At 63.3% G+C, this 16,402-nt stretch carries 19 protein-coding genes; 10 read left to right on the top strand and 9 right to left on the bottom strand.

Features of this window, described 5'->3' with window-relative positions:
• The first annotated feature begins 29 nt into the window (after window positions 1-29).
• From Thiosp_RS10085 to Thiosp_RS10065, 5 genes are all read left to right on the top strand, one after another.
• Window positions 30-641, top strand: a complete 612-nt coding sequence (locus Thiosp_RS10085) for a hypothetical protein (protein WP_242519044.1) — start codon at window positions 30-32, stop codon at window positions 639-641.
• A complete protein-coding gene (locus tag Thiosp_RS10080; protein ID WP_201069262.1) occupies window positions 638-1,351 on the top strand; it encodes a DUF3592 domain-containing protein in 714 nt (237 codons plus the stop codon). Before Thiosp_RS10085 ends, Thiosp_RS10080 begins: the two co-directional genes overlap by 4 nt.
• A 59-nt stretch (window positions 1,352-1,410) precedes the next feature.
• Window positions 1,411-1,653 carry a DUF6868 family protein gene (locus Thiosp_RS10075; protein ID WP_201069261.1) on the top strand — a complete coding sequence of 81 codons (243 nt, stop codon included), beginning with the start codon at window positions 1,411-1,413 and terminating at the stop codon, window positions 1,651-1,653.
• A gap of 88 nt (window positions 1,654-1,741) precedes the next feature.
• On the top strand, window positions 1,742-2,356 hold the full coding sequence (locus Thiosp_RS10070; protein WP_201069260.1) for an SAM-dependent methyltransferase: 615 nt from the start codon (window positions 1,742-1,744) through the stop codon (window positions 2,354-2,356).
• Between the two features lie 84 nt (window positions 2,357-2,440).
• Window positions 2,441-2,842 (top strand): thiol-disulfide oxidoreductase DCC family protein, encoded by a 402-nt coding sequence (locus Thiosp_RS10065; protein ID WP_201067653.1) that lies wholly within the window; start codon window positions 2,441-2,443, stop codon window positions 2,840-2,842.
• Window positions 2,843-2,923: 81 nt separating this feature from the next.
• Here Thiosp_RS10065 and Thiosp_RS10060 read toward each other — a convergent pair whose 3' ends face one another.
• The 4 genes from Thiosp_RS10060 to Thiosp_RS10045 are packed head-to-tail and all read right to left on the bottom strand — an operon-like array spanning window position 2,924 to window position 5,172.
• Window positions 2,924-3,316, bottom strand: coding sequence for a lysozyme inhibitor LprI family protein (locus Thiosp_RS10060; protein ID WP_201067654.1), 393 nt, complete (start codon window positions 3,314-3,316; stop codon window positions 2,924-2,926).
• A gap of 4 nt (window positions 3,317-3,320) precedes the next feature.
• Window positions 3,321-3,902, bottom strand: a complete 582-nt coding sequence (thpR, locus tag Thiosp_RS10055) for an RNA 2',3'-cyclic phosphodiesterase (protein WP_201067655.1) — start codon at window positions 3,900-3,902, stop codon at window positions 3,321-3,323.
• Between the two features lie 39 nt (window positions 3,903-3,941).
• Entirely contained in the window at window positions 3,942-4,604 is a 663-nt protein-coding gene (locus Thiosp_RS10050; RefSeq protein WP_201067656.1) for a DUF4400 domain-containing protein, read from the bottom strand.
• Window positions 4,594-5,172: a TraM recognition domain-containing protein gene (locus Thiosp_RS10045; protein ID WP_430738951.1), complete on the bottom strand. Its 579-nt coding sequence runs from the start codon at window positions 5,170-5,172 to the stop codon at window positions 4,594-4,596. The genes Thiosp_RS10050 and Thiosp_RS10045 overlap by 11 nt, the downstream gene beginning before the upstream one ends.
• Before the next feature lie 102 nt (window positions 5,173-5,274).
• On the opposite strand from Thiosp_RS10045, the gene Thiosp_RS10040 reads away from it, so the two are divergent.
• Window positions 5,275-6,486 (top strand): IS110 family RNA-guided transposase, encoded by a 1,212-nt coding sequence (locus Thiosp_RS10040; protein WP_323696718.1) that lies wholly within the window; start codon window positions 5,275-5,277, stop codon window positions 6,484-6,486.
• A 188-nt stretch (window positions 6,487-6,674) separates the two neighbouring features.
• Here the strand turns inward: Thiosp_RS10040 and Thiosp_RS10035 are convergent, their stop codons facing one another.
• The 3 genes from Thiosp_RS10035 to mobI are packed head-to-tail and all read right to left on the bottom strand — an operon-like array spanning window position 6,675 to window position 10,701.
• The gene (locus tag Thiosp_RS10035; protein ID WP_323697024.1) at window positions 6,675-8,177 is read right to left on the bottom strand and encodes a helicase HerA domain-containing protein; all 1,503 of its coding nucleotides are present in this window, start codon (window positions 8,175-8,177) and stop codon (window positions 6,675-6,677) included.
• A 2-nt stretch (window positions 8,178-8,179) separates the two neighbouring features.
• The gene (mobH, locus tag Thiosp_RS10030) at window positions 8,180-10,264 is read right to left on the bottom strand and encodes a MobH family relaxase (protein ID WP_201067082.1); all 2,085 of its coding nucleotides are present in this window, start codon (window positions 10,262-10,264) and stop codon (window positions 8,180-8,182) included.
• Entirely contained in the window at window positions 10,261-10,701 is a 441-nt protein-coding gene (gene mobI, locus Thiosp_RS10025; protein WP_242518620.1) for a conjugative transfer protein MobI(A/C), read from the bottom strand. The genes mobH and mobI overlap by 4 nt, the downstream gene beginning before the upstream one ends.
• Window positions 10,702-11,439: 738 nt before the next feature.
• On the opposite strand from mobI, the gene Thiosp_RS10020 reads away from it, so the two are divergent.
• The 4 genes from Thiosp_RS10020 to Thiosp_RS10005 all read left to right on the top strand — a co-directional run bounded on the left by Thiosp_RS10020 (window position 11,440) and on the right by Thiosp_RS10005 (window position 13,811).
• Window positions 11,440-12,426, top strand: a complete 987-nt coding sequence (locus Thiosp_RS10020) for a ParM/StbA family protein (protein ID WP_201067079.1) — start codon at window positions 11,440-11,442, stop codon at window positions 12,424-12,426.
• Window positions 12,413-12,673, top strand: coding sequence for a hypothetical protein (locus Thiosp_RS10015; protein ID WP_201067076.1), 261 nt, complete (start codon window positions 12,413-12,415; stop codon window positions 12,671-12,673). Before Thiosp_RS10020 ends, Thiosp_RS10015 begins: the two co-directional genes overlap by 14 nt.
• 158 nt (window positions 12,674-12,831) lie before the next feature.
• Window positions 12,832-13,182 (top strand): flagellar transcriptional regulator FlhD, encoded by a 351-nt coding sequence (locus Thiosp_RS10010; RefSeq protein WP_201067074.1) that lies wholly within the window; start codon window positions 12,832-12,834, stop codon window positions 13,180-13,182.
• A complete protein-coding gene (locus Thiosp_RS10005; protein WP_201067073.1) occupies window positions 13,179-13,811 on the top strand; it encodes a FlhC family transcriptional regulator in 633 nt (210 codons plus the stop codon). Before Thiosp_RS10010 ends, Thiosp_RS10005 begins: the two co-directional genes overlap by 4 nt.
• 74 nt (window positions 13,812-13,885) lie before the next feature.
• Here Thiosp_RS10005 and Thiosp_RS10000 read toward each other — a convergent pair whose 3' ends face one another.
• Both Thiosp_RS10000 and Thiosp_RS09995 read right to left on the bottom strand, forming a co-directional pair.
• Window positions 13,886-14,284 carry a hypothetical protein gene (locus tag Thiosp_RS10000; RefSeq protein ID WP_242518619.1) on the bottom strand — a complete coding sequence of 133 codons (399 nt, stop codon included), beginning with the start codon at window positions 14,282-14,284 and terminating at the stop codon, window positions 13,886-13,888.
• Between the two features lie 137 nt (window positions 14,285-14,421).
• Window positions 14,422-16,266, bottom strand: coding sequence for a PocR ligand-binding domain-containing protein (locus Thiosp_RS09995; RefSeq protein WP_201067072.1), 1,845 nt, complete (start codon window positions 16,264-16,266; stop codon window positions 14,422-14,424).
• Window positions 16,267-16,402 lie beyond the last annotated feature (136 nt).

Raw genomic sequence — 16,402 nt, 5'->3', positions numbered from 1 at the left:
CAGCTCGCGGTCGTCTCGCGGCAGCGTTATTGACCTGTTTGGTCCTTGCCTCCAACGGGCCGACCGGGGTGCTGGCCGATTCGGATCTGGATGCCGCCCAGTCCAAGCTGGAACAAGCCTGGGAATTGGCCCAACACGAGCGTCTCAGACGGCACGAGACGTTTCGCCAGGATCACCTGCAGCCTTTTGTCAGTGACGGCTGCAGTGGTGGCCTCTCCGCGCTTTGGACACAGCTCTCGCGGTGGTTGCCGGCCTTTCGCGCCATCCATGATGATCACCCGCCATGGGAGTCTTGCTGCATCGCGCATGATCGGGCCTATCATGCCGGTGGGCTGGAGGAGCCCAGCGCGCAGGCGAGTTTTGATGCGCGGTTGCGCGCGGATCAGGTGCTGCGCGAGTGTGTGATCGAGACGGTCTCGCAGCGAGCAGCCGCACTGGAGGCGCATTATGGGTTGCGGCATGAGCAGGTTGAGCAGCTGTATGCGCTGATCGCTGATCTGATGTACCGCTCGGTGCGCTTGGGCGGGGGTCCCTGCACCGGTCTGCCGTGGCGCTGGGGTTTTGGGCTGCCAGACTGCGGGATCTTGCCGCCGCCAAGCTCGCTTCTAGACCATCAGCACCAGAGGACGATGCCACCATGAAAATGTTCGGATCGATCAGCATCCTATTTGCGCTCATCGGCTTGGTACTGCTGGCTATCGCGGCATTCGCCTATGACCGCACGACGGGATTCATCGACACAGCACTGTCCACGACCGGCACCGTGGTTGAGCTGACCCGTTCCAGCCAGTCCGGTTCAAGTTCCGGCGGGGGCAGCACCTACCGCCCGGTGGTTCGTTTTCAGGATCGCCAAGGGACGACCATTGAGTTCGTCGCATCGGTGGGAAGCAACCCGCCGAGTCATCGCCCGGGCGAAACAGTCGAGGTGCTGTATCCGCCCGATGATCCGCACAAAGCCACGCTTCGCAGTGTGCTACAGCTGTGGTTTACGGAGATCCTGCTCGGTGGCCTCGGTAGCCTTTTCTTGCTGATCGGACTCGGCTTCAGCTTACCCTTGGTGCTCAGTCGGCGCCGGCGAGCGCGGCTGCACCATACCGGCAAGCCGGTGCAGACAACCGTCACGGACGTCCATCAGGATAGCCGGTTCAGCGCCCGTGGTCGGCATGCCTATCGCATCACAACCCAATGGCAGAACCCGCGCACTGGCAAGGTTCATGTCTTTACCAGCGAGCCCGTTTGGTTCGACCCAACCGATTACCTCAATCGCAGCCATGTGACGGTGTTGATCGATCCCGAGCGTCCCAATCGGTATGCCATGGACCTGTCCTTCCTGCCGGAACCGGCCAATTGACAGATGGGCCACCTTCTGACAGGAATGACACATGGCATTCGGATTGGAGAACAGAGACCATGACCACTGAACAACTCACGGCGCTTTTCGGTTGGGCGGCGATCATCAATATCGTCTTTCTGCTGGTGTCCACGATCGCATTGCTGAGTCTGCGCGAGCCCATCGCGCGCCTTCACAACTGGTTGTTCGGCCTCGATGCACAGGACCTGGGCCGCGCTTACTTCCAGTATCTGGCGCAGTTCAAGATCGCGACCATTGTATTCACCATCGCACCCTATCTGGCGCTGAGAATCGTGTTCTAATCGCGGCCGGTCGCACCATGGATGCGCCTTTCGCGACTCAAGAATCCACCGTCTCGCCTGAACTGAAATCCTCCACCGGAAACCATCTATGTGGGACCAACGCTTCGACCGTGAAGACTATCTCTACGGCACCGAGCCGAGCCAGTTTCTCGCGGCCCAGACGGAGCGCCTGCGCCCCGGACAGCGAGCTTTGGTCGTTGCCGATGGCGAGGGGCGCCATGCGGTGCATCTCGCTACGCTCGGGCTCGAGGTCACCGCCATGGACAGCTCCGGGGTGGCCCTAACCAAGGCACGCAAGCTCGCGGCGGCGAGTGGAGTGGCGGTGGATTTCCATCAGGCCGACCTGCGCGATTGGACATGGGCGCCCGCGCGCTATGATGTTGTGGTGGCAATTTTCATTCAATTCGCCGAGCCCGCGCTCAGAGCCGCGATCTTCGCCGGGATTCAACGCACCCTGGCACCGGGTGGCCTGCTCCTGCTGCATGGCTTCACTCCGGCGCAGCTGGCCTTTCACAGTGGCGGCCCGCCCTGTGCCGAGCTGCTCTACACGCCAGAACTCCTGCGCGCCGCCTTCGCCGAGCTTGAGATTCTGCGGCTCGGGGAATACCAGAGTGAGTTACGTGAAGGCACCGGCCATGTCGGCCAGGCGGCATTGATCGACCTAGTGGCCCGCAAGCCACTCGCCGATGCGACGTCAGCGTAAGACAGACCCGAACGATTCCCCTTGGACGCGCGCCCGGTTGGCCCAAACTTGAATGAATCTCAAACCCGACACGGCGTTCTGCCAATGCCCAACCAAGACACATCCATGCAGAATTCCAACTCGCCATTGCGCGTCCTCTACGATGGCGGCTGTCCGCTCTGCCGACGCGAGATCGCCCACTATCAACGCCTCACGCCCCGTCGGCCATTGGACTGGATCGACATTGATGGCGACCCAAGCGCGTGCGAGTCGCTCGACATCACCCGCGAGTCCGCCATGGCGCGGTTTCATGTGATTGAGGGTTCACAAATTCACACCGGCGCTGAAGCCTTTGTCGTGCTCTGGTCGGCGCTCCCCGGTTGGTCTCTGCTGGCCGCCTTGGCGCGCGGGCTGCGCTTGATCCCCGTGATGGAACGCGGCTATGCCTGGTTTGCCCAGCGCCGCTGGAAGAAGCGTTGCCAGGACGATCGTTGCGCGGTGATTTGATGACATCGCCCCGGCATTTGCGTCGGCTACCGCCTCTGGGTGACCCGATTCCTCCATCCTAGATGCCTACTAATTGTCCCATCAAGGCCGTCGGCTACCAGCACAGCCATCGCCTTCTTCAACCTCCAACCAGCGTCTTAGCTGCTCGATGCGGTTCTGGGTCAGTCGCGACTTCTCGCCACAGACACACATCGGGTAGATGCTGCCATAGCTGATTTGTTTGTTTTCGTCAGGGTATAGCGCCTCCAACTCGGCATCGCGAAAGGCAATCCAGGCGCGCTGGGAGCGCTTGAGCTTATTCAGGAAATCGTTGTCGCCTTGATAGCGCTGGCGGATTTGCTGGTAGACGCGATTGAGTGTCTGGTCGGCTTGTTCAAACTTGCCACAGGCGGTCTGGTTGATGTCGGCCTGCGTCTGTGCTCCGCTCGCGGCGGGAACCAGAACAAGGATCATGAGAGCAGTGAACAGGCGCATCTTGTCAGTCTCCTGGGTGACCTCGAGGGTGGATTGAGCCGGTCAGCGTCGCGCGGTGCAGGCACCGGTACTCAGCCCCCGTGGGCTTGAGCTCGCTGGCAAAGAGCGCGAGCTGATCGATCGTCATGGTTTGCGATGTCCAGTCGGCGAATGGCTCAACCCAGTGCCGAGCGTCTAGTGGTGCTCGTGTCCGAGCCAACGTGAGATGCGGATGATAGGCCCGGCGCTCCCGCGGAAACCCGAGGGATTGCAGTTGCGCGCTTAACCGTTGTTGGAGCGCAGTCAATCGCTGGGTCTCGCCATCCAGGCCGACCCAAAGCACGCGACAGTGGCGCAGATTCGGAAAACCGCCGATCCCCTTGGCGACCAGGGTGATTGGAGGAATGCCGGTCGCTGCCGCGTGGATGGTATCACCCAGGCTGGGAAGCTGTTGTGAGCCGACCTCACCCAGGAATTTGAGCGTCAAATGCATGTTGTCTGGCGGCACCCAGCGCGCTTTGAGCCCCGCGGACTGCAAGGACCGTCGCAAGACCTGCAAATCCTCGATCAGAAATCCTGGAAGTGGCGCGGCGACAAACAGGCGCATGGATTGGATTCTTGCATGGTTCATATGGCCTGACGATAGTTAAAGACGTTTCTGTGTCTGCGTCACCATGGCCCCCACCGCGGCCGCGATGCTGATGGCGACCATGGGGACCACCACCACCGGAATCGGCACCGGAAGCAACAGCCCCAGCGACAAGGTCACGCCAATCCACAGCAGTGTTCCAACGGCCAGCCGATGCGCAAGCGGGCTTGGGTAGTCAAACCCGGATTGGCGAATGCGCCGTCTCAGCAGTCCGTCCAGAATACCCCCGACCAGGGCAAAGGCGAGAAAGGGCCACCAGGCGAGTAGCAAAATGATGCGCTGCACGGCGATGTCCAGCGACTGCCAGATCACATCAAGGCGGTCTTTGATCAATGGCCAGACCGGGCTCTCGGCGAGCTTACCCAATTCCGGAGCGCGCTCGACGCTGACGTCATCGGGTATGAGCAACTCATAGCTCCCGGCCATCAGTCCGGAGCGGATGAACAGTCGTTCGGACCAGGCTTCTGATTGCTCGAAGATCGCTTGGGCGGTCCTGGCACCGAGGGTTTGCTCCATCCATTCGGCTTCCTGTTTCTGAACCCGGCTCGACCACTCGGTCGGCACCAGTGCAGAGAGCAGGATAAATTCCATGACGAAGAGGATGACCGCGACTGTGATGCCCCACAGCCAGCCCGAGCGGGCTTCGCGTTCACTGGCCATGGGCTTGACTGTTCATCGCTGGCTGGGAGATCAGTTCAGTGCCAGCCCCAGACTCAGCGTTGTCTTCAATCCCGCCGGCGACCAAAATCGGCAACCGGCCCTTGATGATCCGCCCACCAGCGAGCCGACCGATGTATTCCAGATTCGGCAAGTGCCCGAGCAGCGCCGGCGGCAGCAGGTCGCCCTCCTCCTCGATCAGGCGCTCCCCGGCATTGCCGCTGAACAGCAACGGATTGTCCGACTGGGTGCTGCTCGCCTGGGTGCGCATGATGGTCTTGAGCCGGATCTTCGGCAGGCTGTCGGTGATGTAGGTCTGGGTCTCGGCATCGAGGACTCTGAGCGCGATGAGGTTGTTCAGATTCGCCAGCACCTGGGTGGCCTTGTCGCGGCTGCCGGTGCGCGCGGCGAAGTCGGCGAAGCTCTGGGTGGCGACCGTGACCCGCAGCCCCGCGCCACGACCTTTGTTGAGTAATTGCACAAAGGGATCATTCATCACCTCGGCGGCCTCGTCGATGAAGACGCTAACGGAGTGATTCTTGACCCCGTAGTTGTAGCGATCCCCGGCCATGGAGGTTAGACATGATGTTTTGACCTGCCCATCCTCAACGCATGTAGGTTATGTTGAGGATGGAGAACCACCGACACAGAGCCACCTTGAGGAGAGCAGGTCATGAAGCAGTTTAACCCAGCAACCGATCGCATCGAGAGCGCATCGTCCCTATCCGCCTTGCTGCACGGGAGTAACCAGCCGGAACACAAGCACGGCGCCTATATTGGCCTGGATGTGCACAAAGACACCATCGCCGTGGCGGTGGCTGAGCCGGGACGTCAGGAGCCGATTTATCGTGGCGAGATTGCTAACAAGCCCAAGAAGATCGAGCAACTCATCGCCCGTCTGAGCGAAGCCTATGATGGAGCGGTGCTGTTGTTCTGCTACGAAGCCGGTCCCTGCGGGTATGGACTCTATCGCCAGCTTCTCGCCAGCGGCCATGATTGCCAAGTCGTTGCCCCATCGCTGATTCCCAAGAAAGCCGCCGAGCGCATCAAGACCGACCGGCGCGATGCGCTGAAGCTCGCGCGACTGCTGCGCAGCGGCGATCTCACCGCGGTTTGGGTTCCCGACCAAGAGCAGGAGCGCATGCGCGATCTCAGCCGCGCGCGCGATGATATTAAAGCCCAGGAACGCAAAGCCCGTCAGCAGCTCAACGCCTTTTTGCTGCGTCACGGTCACCACTGGCCCACCGGCAAGACGCGCTGGGGTGCGGCGCATGAGAACTGGCTGGCCGGACTGAAAATGGCCGATCCTTGGCAGCAGGTGGTGCTACAGAACTACATCGACGCTGAGCGGGCCGCCGGTGAGCGCGTCGCTCAGCTCACCGATCAGCTCATGCGCGCATTGCCGGAGTGGTCACTTGCCCCCGTGGTTGACTCCCTGGTGGCGCTGCGCGGTATCGACAAGCTCGCCGCGATCGTGCTGCTCGCTGAACTGGGCGATATCAGTCGTTTCGACTCCCCGCGCCAACTGATGGCCTTCCTCGGACTGGTCCCCAGCGAGCACTCCAGTGGCGGACGGCGGCGCCAAGGGGCGATTACGCTCACCGGCAACAGCCACGCCCGGCGCATGTTGATCGAATCGGCCTGGAGCTATCGCTTCCCGGCACGCCAGACCAAGCATCTCCGAGGCAAGGCCGTGAACGCCTCAGCCGGGGCCAGACGCATCGCCTGGAAGGCGCAGGTGCGCCTGTGCGGGCGCTACCGCACGCTCACCGGTGCCGGCAAAAACACCAAGCTGGTGTGCGTGGCCATTGCCCGGGAGCTGGCCGGTTTTCTCTGGGACATCGTGCGCCAGGAGATGCCTCAAGTGAACGCCCAAGCGGTCTGATCAGTGGCCGCATGTTGAGCCAATGCTGACAACCCGCTGACGCAACCCCAATCGATTCAACCATGGAGAACCCAACAGACACCTTGATTCAGGGCATCCGCGGCCGGTGTGGAGAACCCTTGTTTGGGCTATACCGGTGGTGCGCGGGAGAATCCCATCATGGGCATCCCACGTGCCGATCCCTGCTCTTAGAGAAAGGCCAGCTCCGCGACGCAGTGAAGTCCGGTGGTACCCAATCCACGTATATCAGCATGATCCACCGTCGCAGTCTGCCGCTGGGTGCCCTGAGCCAAGGTGTTTGCCATCACCGGCCCGAGAACAACGTTTTCGAAAAAAGACAAAGAAGAAGAGGTGGTTAAACAATAGTTACTACCAAACATTGACAGGTCAAAACATATCAGCTCAGCGATCAGGAGTGATCCGATGGCGCTGCCGACCATGCCGTCGGACAGCGAATCCAGACCGATGTAGGCGACCGAGCGATCATTGATCAGGTCCGTCATGCGCATCAGACTGCGGGAATCCCGGTCGCTGTCCGGGTCGGGCGACAACAGCGGTCCCAGTTCGCCCGAGGTCAGCATGACCAGCACGGGCATCAGGCTCGCGACCATCTTGGAGAAATGCACCCGCTCATGCTCGTGCATGTTGACCAGGCCGTCGATGACGGAGGACGGCTGCTGGGGGGCGACACGCTGTCGGTAGTGTCGGATGAGGGCTTGGACTCGTGCGATGCTGTCGCGCGCCTTTCCGATCGTCGCTGCCGCATCGAAGCGCGGATTCACCTGGCGGCAATAGGTCACCAAGGCCCTTTCCACGAGGGCATCCACACCTCCTTCGAGGTAGTGCCGGAGTTTCAGCAGATTTGGCCGTTCGGCAACCAGCAGCAGGCCGGCGATGATATGACTCATGGCCATCTGGCCGAAGGCTTTGAAGGGATCGGCGCCGGTCTCGGAGGGCAACAGCGCGGCGATGCGGCTGGCCAGTTCGGTATGGCGCCCGAAGGTCGCCATCGGATCAATGCGGCAGGAGTGCTCCGGATAGGCGGGATGAAAGGCGGAGAAGGATTGTGGTCTTCCAGCCAGGGCGCAAGCCCGGCGCGCGTTGTCGCGTAGTTCCCGGTCGCCCTTGGGATCGATGATCAGCACGGCTTCCCCGCGCAGGACGGCCTGAGTGACGAGCAGATCGAACAACCGCGTCTTGCCGGCGCCGGTGGTGCCAACAACCAGCAAATGCCCTTCCATGGTGGACAGGGGAACCGCCAGGTCTTTCTCCCGGGGCGCCAAGCCATGCAGCCAGTGCGCGCCGATGGCGGTGAGGGACACCTCGGCCAGGCGCGAGGGACCGACCCGCAATAAGTCATGCGCGAGTTGGGCCTGGTCACGCTCCCACTCGAAGCCTTTGCCCAACCACAGCTGGCCTTTGACCCGGTGCATGGTCTTGGCCAGTTCCTCGGCGGTGACAAAGGCCAACGGTCGGCCATTGAGCGCCCGGCGCGCCGTGCGCATTCTGAGCGCCCCGGGCAGCCAGGTCAGCGCCATGACGATTGCGCCAAGGGAGAAGGCATGAAAGGCTGGGGTATGCAACCGCCAATGCGGCGCGCTAGCAAAGGAAAAGGCCGCCAGCAGCAGCCAGACGGCGACGGCGATGGCCTCGTAGTTCGCCCGCCAGGGGTTGGTGTAACGGTCCATCATGGTCAGAGCGTCACGATCAGGCGGTGTTGTTGGTCCTGCTTGAAACGCGGATCAGTCAGCAGGCGGTCGCGCAGATGGTAGATGCCGAGTTGGGTGTCCTTGGACAGGGTCTTGAGGGTGTCCGGGTCCAACACCTGCTCCTGGGCGCCATCGCCGTGACCGTATTTGAGGGTCAGGGTTCGGATGACGGTTTCGATCAGGTGTGGGTCCTCCGCTGGTTCCCGGGCGGATTCGCCGTCTGGCTGGGTTTGGGGCGGCGGGCTGGAGGCCTGGGGCAATTCCGCGCTTGCCAGCGGATGGATGTCGGTCTGAGCGGCTTCTCCGAACAGGACATGCAGCCGATCAGAGACGCCGGCCTGCAACGCCAGCCAGCGCTGACCGGCATGATCGCGCACCCGGCGCATGGGCGTTTGCGGATCGGTCTCCAACCAGCCGTCCTCGCTCAGGGCCTGCGCGGCCTCCGGGGCTGGCCAGCCGGCGGTCTCGAACCAGTCGGGGTAGCGCAGCCACAGGAGCCCATCGCGCCAGAGGGTATGGGTGTGAAGATCCCTGTCCAGGGAATCGATGGCCTGTGCGAAGCGCGCGGTACTGGTGGAAGATTCGGTGAGCCAGCGGCGGGCTTGTTCGATGGCGGCCGCGGAGGGGTTTGGTGAAAAAGCGGGGCTTGGCTCGGACGGTTTTCCCGCAGCCGATACCACCGATGGCTCCGATGCCAGCGGCACTGTTGTCCCGACAGACGCTGGCTTGGACGCTGGCTGGCCTGAAGGCGCGTCCTGGGAGGCCACCAACGGTTCAGACGGTCGCCGGGGCTCGGATCGCGCTGGCTGTGACACCACCTCCGGCGCCGACCACAGCTCCACCGTCCCTGGCGCGCCAAAGGGAAACAGCACGCCCGGGTCTTTCAGTCGCAGCATGGCCAGCTCAACCGGCTTTTCGTTCCCGCCCGATAAGACCGCCGGCGCCATCCGCCAGGTCGGATGCTGACCGAGGGCGTCGATGCGCGGGACGGCCAGATTGCGTTCGAGCAACAGTTCGGCAATGGTATCGGGGTCACGCGGAATACCCGGCACCCGGTCCTTGGCCAGCAGCTCGCTCATATCCTTGGCGGCTGCCGGCCAGACCAGATGTAATCCGAGATCCGCGAACAGCCACACCCGCGCGCCGGGGACGTTGACCGTCCAGCGCCCGTCATGCAGCAATCGGCGCATGGCGTCGATCAGGTAGCGGTCCACCGGCACACCAACGGCGGTGTCGATGGATTCAAGGCGATGCTCGCGCAAGTCCTGTTCGACGCTAACCCGATCGGCCTTGCGGACCAGTTCAACCAACGGGCTGCTGTGCGGCACGCCGGTGATAGCCGCCAGGAAGCCGCTGTAGAGATTTGGGTCCGGATGGGACAGCCAGCGTTCAACCCGTGCTGGCAGAATGCGCTTGAGCGCAATCAGGTTGAATGCCTCATGCCCGCCTTGGGCGCGTTGCTCGCGCCAATGCAGGAAGTAACGATCCAGGCCCCGTTGTTTGGCCCAGTCGTCCAGGTCTTGGTCAATCGGCGACCAGGAGGAACGACCGTCGCGGTCGGTGGCGGTGACATCGTGAATCACCTTACCGGCATCATGGAACAACCCGCCCAGGGCCGCGGCGACCCGCAGCCGGGGTTCAAGTTGGCGGCGCTCAACGCGCGGGCGATCCAGGCCGATCATCACCCCCTTGCTGGAGCGGGTGGCATGGAACGCCGCTTCGAGCCCATGGCGGTAGAGTCCGCCGGCACCCCGGTGGTGATGCGCCTCGCTGGCCGGAATCAGATGCACGAAGGCCGCGTAGCGTTCGAGTACCGGGACCAGGTAGGACTCCCAGCGGTTGGTGCCATCATCGTCATCGCCGAGCATGAGTTCTTTGCGCAAGCGCGCGATCAACTCGGACTGTGTGGCCATGAGCTGCGGCAAGGGTGGCAGGGGCAGTCCCTTGACGAAGGGCGGATAGCGGGGAATCTCCTCGTCGCTGAGAGGATTGGGCGGCCTGGGCTCCGTCTGGCCGGTCGGCGCGGGGTCCGGTTGGCGGGATGAGAGACGTCGTAACCAGGCATTCATGCGCGGGGTTCCTCCTGGCCGAAGTCGATGTCGTCCTCCCAGCCCTCAGCACCCAGGGGCTCGGCCAGGACGGTTTCCAACTCGCGCAATCGCAGCTCGGCCTCTTTCATCATGCGCAGGCGCTGGCGAATGCCGCCCAGGCGCTGTTCTGCCGCGATGGCGATCTCGCGCTCCCAGGACAAGGCACCGTAGAAGCCCGAGCGGCGATAGCGGTCACCCTTGCCGCGTGGCAGATATTGGGTGCGCCCGCGGCGCTGGACCCGGAACCATTCAATGGTGATGTTCCCGCCTGGACGCCGGGGCGCGCGCAACCGCACCCCTAAGCGCGCGGCACTGGCCGCGACGCCCCGACGGCGGCGCTCGGCGCGCAGCCGCAGCATGGTGGAGACCTCGAGGGTCTCGGCGGTGACGCGCAGTTCTTCCTTCTCTTGGTCCATGGACCCGAGCAACGACTCAATGCGGCGGCCGAGCGATGGGGTTTCTGGGTCAGCTGCGTCCTCTGGAGAATCTGGGGTCGCCCACCTCTTAACTAGGTGAGCACACCCCCCTGGCGCACCTAGCGTTGTGGGGGCTTGATCGGGGGCTCCCGGCGGGGCGGGCACCTGCGTGCTTTCTCGATCTTTGCTCATCTGGCGCTCTCTTGAAGGGGTGGTCATCGGTTATTTCCTCGGTATCTCAGTCTGTTGTGGTCTGTCGCCAGACCCCCTGCGCATCTATGCCTCAGGGTTTCCCCGGCGCATCTATGCGGTTCGCAACGAGGTGCGCACCAGGGCGTTGAAGGCCCCCGGAAGCGGGTGTGCGCATCTATCGGTCCAGCCCACAAACCACCTACCGGTTTCGTCGTTGGCTCAGGACCTTGCGCCGCCCGTTGACGATCCCTTTGCACCTATCCGCGTCCTGTCCGGGCGCACCTATCGCTGCTGATGGATTGCATCCTAGCCCGGGGTGTCACCGAACCGCAGCCACGAAAGAGTCTGATTTACCGTCGCTTTTGTTGTTTCTCCGAGGGGATCACCGGGAGCAGGATGAGGCTATTGGCGCAGTCGTTGGCCTGTCGTTCGCCGCAGCGCGAAAAGGGGCTTGTTGGGTCAGCCGGGCTGAATGTCCGGGCTGAACGCCGCTCCGACCGGGCCGCGTCGTTGCGCTGTCGTTCCTATCACCTTGAGGAGGTCTCCATGCAGGTCGTCGGTCTCGACATTGGTTACAGCAATTTGAAGCTCGCCTTCGGGCGGGCGGGAAACCAGCCCGACATTCGCGTGCTGCCGGCGATGGCGGCGCCCGTTGAGCATGTCGCGGTCCAGTTGGAAGGCGCCAGCCGGGCCAGTCCGACCGGGATTCCGGTGCGGGTCGATGGTCAGGCGTGGATTGCCGGGGTGCGTCCAACGCGGATCTCGGGCTGGTCACGGGCGCTGCATGCGCGTTATGCCGACAGCGATGCCTATCGCGCGTTGGTGCTGGCGGCTCTGACGCTGGTGAATGCTCCGCGCATTGATCGGCTGGTGACGGGTTTGCCGGTGTCTCAGGCCGTTGATCCCCGCCAGCGCGAGGCGTTGCGGGCGCGGCTTCTGGGTCGGCATGAAACCGGGATCGGCGTGGTCGAGATCGCCGAGGTGCGGGTGATTGCTCAGCCGGTCGGTACCTTTGTCGATGCGCTGGTGCAAGGAGATGACCAGCTCATCGGCGTGATCAGCGAGGGGACGGTGCTGATCCTGGATGTCGGCTTTTTCTCGGTCGATTGGGCGGTGCTGGTGCAGGGTGATCTGCGCCGCACGGCGACCGGGACTTCATTGGAGGCCATGAGCGTGGTGCTCGAGACGGCGGCGGGATTGATCGGCGCGGAGAGATCGGGTCAGCCGCCGGTGGCGGTGATCGAGCGCGCGCTGGCGGAGGGGCGAATGACCATTCTGTACCAAGGTCGGCGGGTCGATTTGCTACCGGCGTTGCAGCAGGCATCGGCCCAGACCGCACGGGTGGCGCTGGATGCCTTGCGCCAGGACTTGCGCCGGGAGCAAACGGCGGTGGATCGGATTCTGGTGACCGGTGGGGGCAGTGCCTGGTTCATGCCCTTGGTCACTGAGCTGTTCGACCCGGTACCGGTGGAGATGCCGCGTGATCCGGTAACAGCGAATGCGCGCGGGTATTTCGTCTATGGCGGACGCTGAGGCACTGCGGGTGCAGGTCCATCTGTCGCCGGCCTTGCATCCGGAGTTGTTTGGCGCTGTGGCGGGGTTACGGCCTCGGGGGCGCGCGGAACGGCTGCGGCAGTTGGCGTTGATGGGATTGAGCGGCGGGCGGGCTGGGGTTGCTCAGGCGGCGACGATCGTGCCCGCGGAACCAACCCCGCCAGCGGCCGAGGCCCTATCGCCGACCCGCGCGCGCTTGCTGCAAGGACTGAAGCTGGCTGATTGACGGTTCTGCCCCCCCGCAATCGGTAACACCTGAAACCCTTCCATTAATGGCGGAAATACTTGTGTGTCATCTGATACGCAACGCGCCAGTCAGGGCGGGAAAGGTGGCGGTGGCTCCCTATTCTTCGCAACGGTTTCATGACACAGAGGCTATAACCGATGCATTCACAACAGATCATTCCGGAGTCGCTTGTAGGCTCGATTCATCAGCTCAACCGGGCCTATTTGCATACCGCCCGGGATCTACTCCGCTCGGGGCAGGATAGCGTCGTCGAGGCCCTCTTCGGTCTGGATGCGACGCTGGCCCGGTGGCTGGTCGAGGCGACACCGGAGGCCATCGAGCGGCTGGCGACAACGCCGGGGACGGTGTTTCAGCCGCGCTTGCCGGAGACGACCGACAAGCTGCTGGCGGTCTGCACCCAGGCGCCGGAGCGCGACATCACGGCGCTGCATTTGCTGCTGCGCAATCTGGGCGCGGCGACGGGGATCGAGCAGGGAGAGGCGCCATGATTTTGGAACATCATGCCCGCATGCGCCTGGCGCTGGAGCTGATCGCCCGACGCGCCAGGGTGTCCATTGCGCACCGCGAAACCGGGATACCGCGCGATACCCTGCGGGCCTTGTATCGGGAATTGCATGGCGTGCCGTCACCCTCGGGGCAGTTACCCACCATCGGCGGGACGAGCATCAATTCCCGGCGGCGGCAGGTGCAGGCGTCCTTGTTCGCGGTGACCTATTGGCGCTGTTGTCGCCGGGCGGCCGCGGATGGAGCCTTGGATGTGCACGAGCCCAACATCCATACCATCATCGCGGCCCATGATCTGTGTCGGACGCTGGCAGGCATAGAGAACAGCCTGGACATCACCCACTGCTGGGTCATCGCGCGCGATCTGTACATTGGCACAGCGAAGCTGCTCGAGTGCCGGCGCTGCGAGGTGCGGTTTTTCGCCGCCGAGCAGAGCCGGTTTGATGGATCTTGTCCGATTTGCTCGCTGTATCGAAATTATTATGATGCGCCGGCCATCACCACCGAAGAGACCGGCAAGTCCTTCGCACAATCGTTATTGTCGCCCGCGCTGATGTGTCACCGATGCAAGGGCGCGTCGGTCTCGCCAGTGCTCGAATACCGAGCAGGATAACCATGCCCCGAACGCCGATCACCCAACCCCGCCACGACACGCCCCGTCACTCAACCGTGACCAGCGCTCCGGCATCAAAGGTGCGGACCATGCACGATGATGTCGCTGTCTGGGACGGTTGCGGTTCTTGCGCGGCCGAACCCTATTGGATCGAGATTGGCGCCGAGCTCGAGCGGCCGCGAGGCGACGAGGAGGCGGAAGTTCGCTGACGACCGCGCAAGCGCTGACGTCAGCGGCTTGGCGCTTGCTCCTTGTGGTCTATCGCCGTTAGTCCTCGCTCGAATGAGTTCGGCGAGGCGTTCGCGCGCGTCCTCGCGGTTGCGCTCGCGGGTGTGGAAGCGATGCGCAGCGAAGGTCAGATTCCCTTCCCGATCCATGCGCCGTCCGGCTAATTGGGTCAGCTGCCGACGGATATCCTCCGGCAACGAGGGTGAATGCAGCACCTTGAAGCGCAACTGCACGGCGGCGGCCACCTTATTGACGTTTTTCCCACCGAACCAGGGGAGCGGTTGGAGCGCTCGGTCATTTCGGTGTCCGGGCTGCGGATGGCAGCGGTGACCGAAAGCATGAACGGCTGTTGTTGACGTGATGATGGCTGGCCGGCGTCGCGTTAGGGCTCAGCGGTCTGCTGTGCTTGATGGGGCAGATCCTGCCGCTCGGCGCGTCGCGGCCCCAACACCTCGCGCATCAGGTCAAGCAGCGGCGAGAGCATGACCGGCTTGTTCAAATAACCGGCGATCTCGATGCCTGGCGTCGCAGTCGTCTGCATGGCTTGTTTGGCCGCGGCCAAATCCGGTGCCGTGCCCATGATCACCATGGCTGGCAGGGCTTCGCCGAGGGCAGTCCGCATGGCGCGGATGCTCCCCAAGCCATCCATCTCCGGCATCCGCCAATCAACAAAAGCAAGGTCAAAGGCTGGCGCACGCGTCGCCTGCATCCGTTCGATGGCGGCCGTGCCGCCCGGGCGCACCTCGATGCCGAAACCCATGGTCTCAAGGGTCTGCTGCAGGCTGCGGCCCGCGGTGGCATTGTCATCGATGATCAGAATCTGTCTGGGCAGCAGCACGCGCGCCATGGCTTGCGCCAGTGCGCGCGCATCAGCGGGCTGGCGGCCAAGGTGCGCCGTGAACTCGAAGCGGCTGCCCTGACCCGGCGTGCTCTCAACCCAGATCACGCCGTTCATCAGCTCGACGAGCTTTTTGGCGATCACCAGGCCTAGGCCGATCCCTGCAGGACGGCGCGGCATCGCTATCTCCGCCTGGGCGAAGGGGCGAAATAGAAGTGACTGCTGGTCTTCGGCGATGCCGATGCCGGTGTCGCGCACTGAAAAGTGAAGTTCCACGACGGCATCCGAGTAGACCCGGTAGGCTTCGGCTCGGACCACGACCTCTCCGCCGGGGGCGGTGAATTTCACCGCATTGTCGAGCAGGTGGAACAGGATTTGGCCAAAGCGCAGCGGATCGCCCACGAGTGCCGTGGGGATGTCCGGACTGAGATCGAAGATCAGCTCGATGTCCTTGGCCTCGGCCTTGGGGCCGATATCGTTGGCCAGGCGACCCATGACATCTTCCAGCCAGAAGTCGATGCGGTCGAGCGCCAGGTTGCCAATCTCGAGCTTGGAGAGATCGAGCACGGAATCCACCATGGCGAACAAGCGACCGCTGGCCGCGTCGATGGCATCAAGCCAGTTCGCGCGATCTGGCGCGTTTCCATCCGTATGGCGCAACTGCGCGGACGTCTCGGTGATGGTCTCGAGCGGCGTCTTGAACTCATGGCTCATCACCGCGAGAAAGGCACTCTTGGCACGATCGGCCGACTCGGCCTCGTCCTTGGCCCGGGAGAGTTCGGCAGTGCGCGCCTGCACCAGCTCGGCCAGATGCGCTTGATGCTGCTGCAGCTCGCGGTTGACCTCGACCAAGCGGGTCCGCGCCAAGCCCATCTCACCAATGAGCCGGGCCAGGCGGGTGAGGAAGTCCATCATCGCATGGACTTGCGTCTCGGTGAAAATGGGCGCCTCCGCCAGCGCCTTCAGATAAGCCGTTTCATCGAAGCCGAATTCGCGCGCCTGGCGGCGAAAGTAGTCGAGATCCGGTGGCTCGAAGAAAAATTGGCCGGTGAAGAAGTTGGCGACATGCTCACCGCTGACGTGGATGGGGACGGCGACATCGACCAGCCCATTTTGGCAACGATAGACGTTGTAGCACTCGCCACTCTTGAGCCGCCCGGCGAGCACCGTATCACTCTGACGACAGCGAGCAGCGGTCTGAGGGCTGACGCGGTGGAATTGGGTGCAAACGCGCTGCCAGCCGGTGGCCACCAGGATGGTGCCATCGAGATCCAGAATGGCCGTGACGGCGCCGGTCAGCGCGGTGAAGCTCTGACAGAGCTCGCGCACGGCATCGATGTCGACAAGATCGCTGAAGGTCATGCGGATGTCCCCTGACTGGAAGGCCATGATGCCAGCATCCGACCCGCCGACTCCAGCGGGCGGCTTTGGGTCATGACGGGCGCGCCGAGGGCGTCGATATCGCGGGGCTGGGTGCCAAGGGCGCGCACGGGCAAGTCAGCCATCATCCGTTAATGATGCCACT

This window comes from Thiorhodovibrio litoralis (genome assembly GCF_033954455.1).
Classification (GTDB): Bacteria; Pseudomonadota; Gammaproteobacteria; order Chromatiales; family Chromatiaceae; genus Thiorhodovibrio; species Thiorhodovibrio litoralis.
This window is presented reverse-complemented; position numbering and strand designations above follow the sequence as displayed.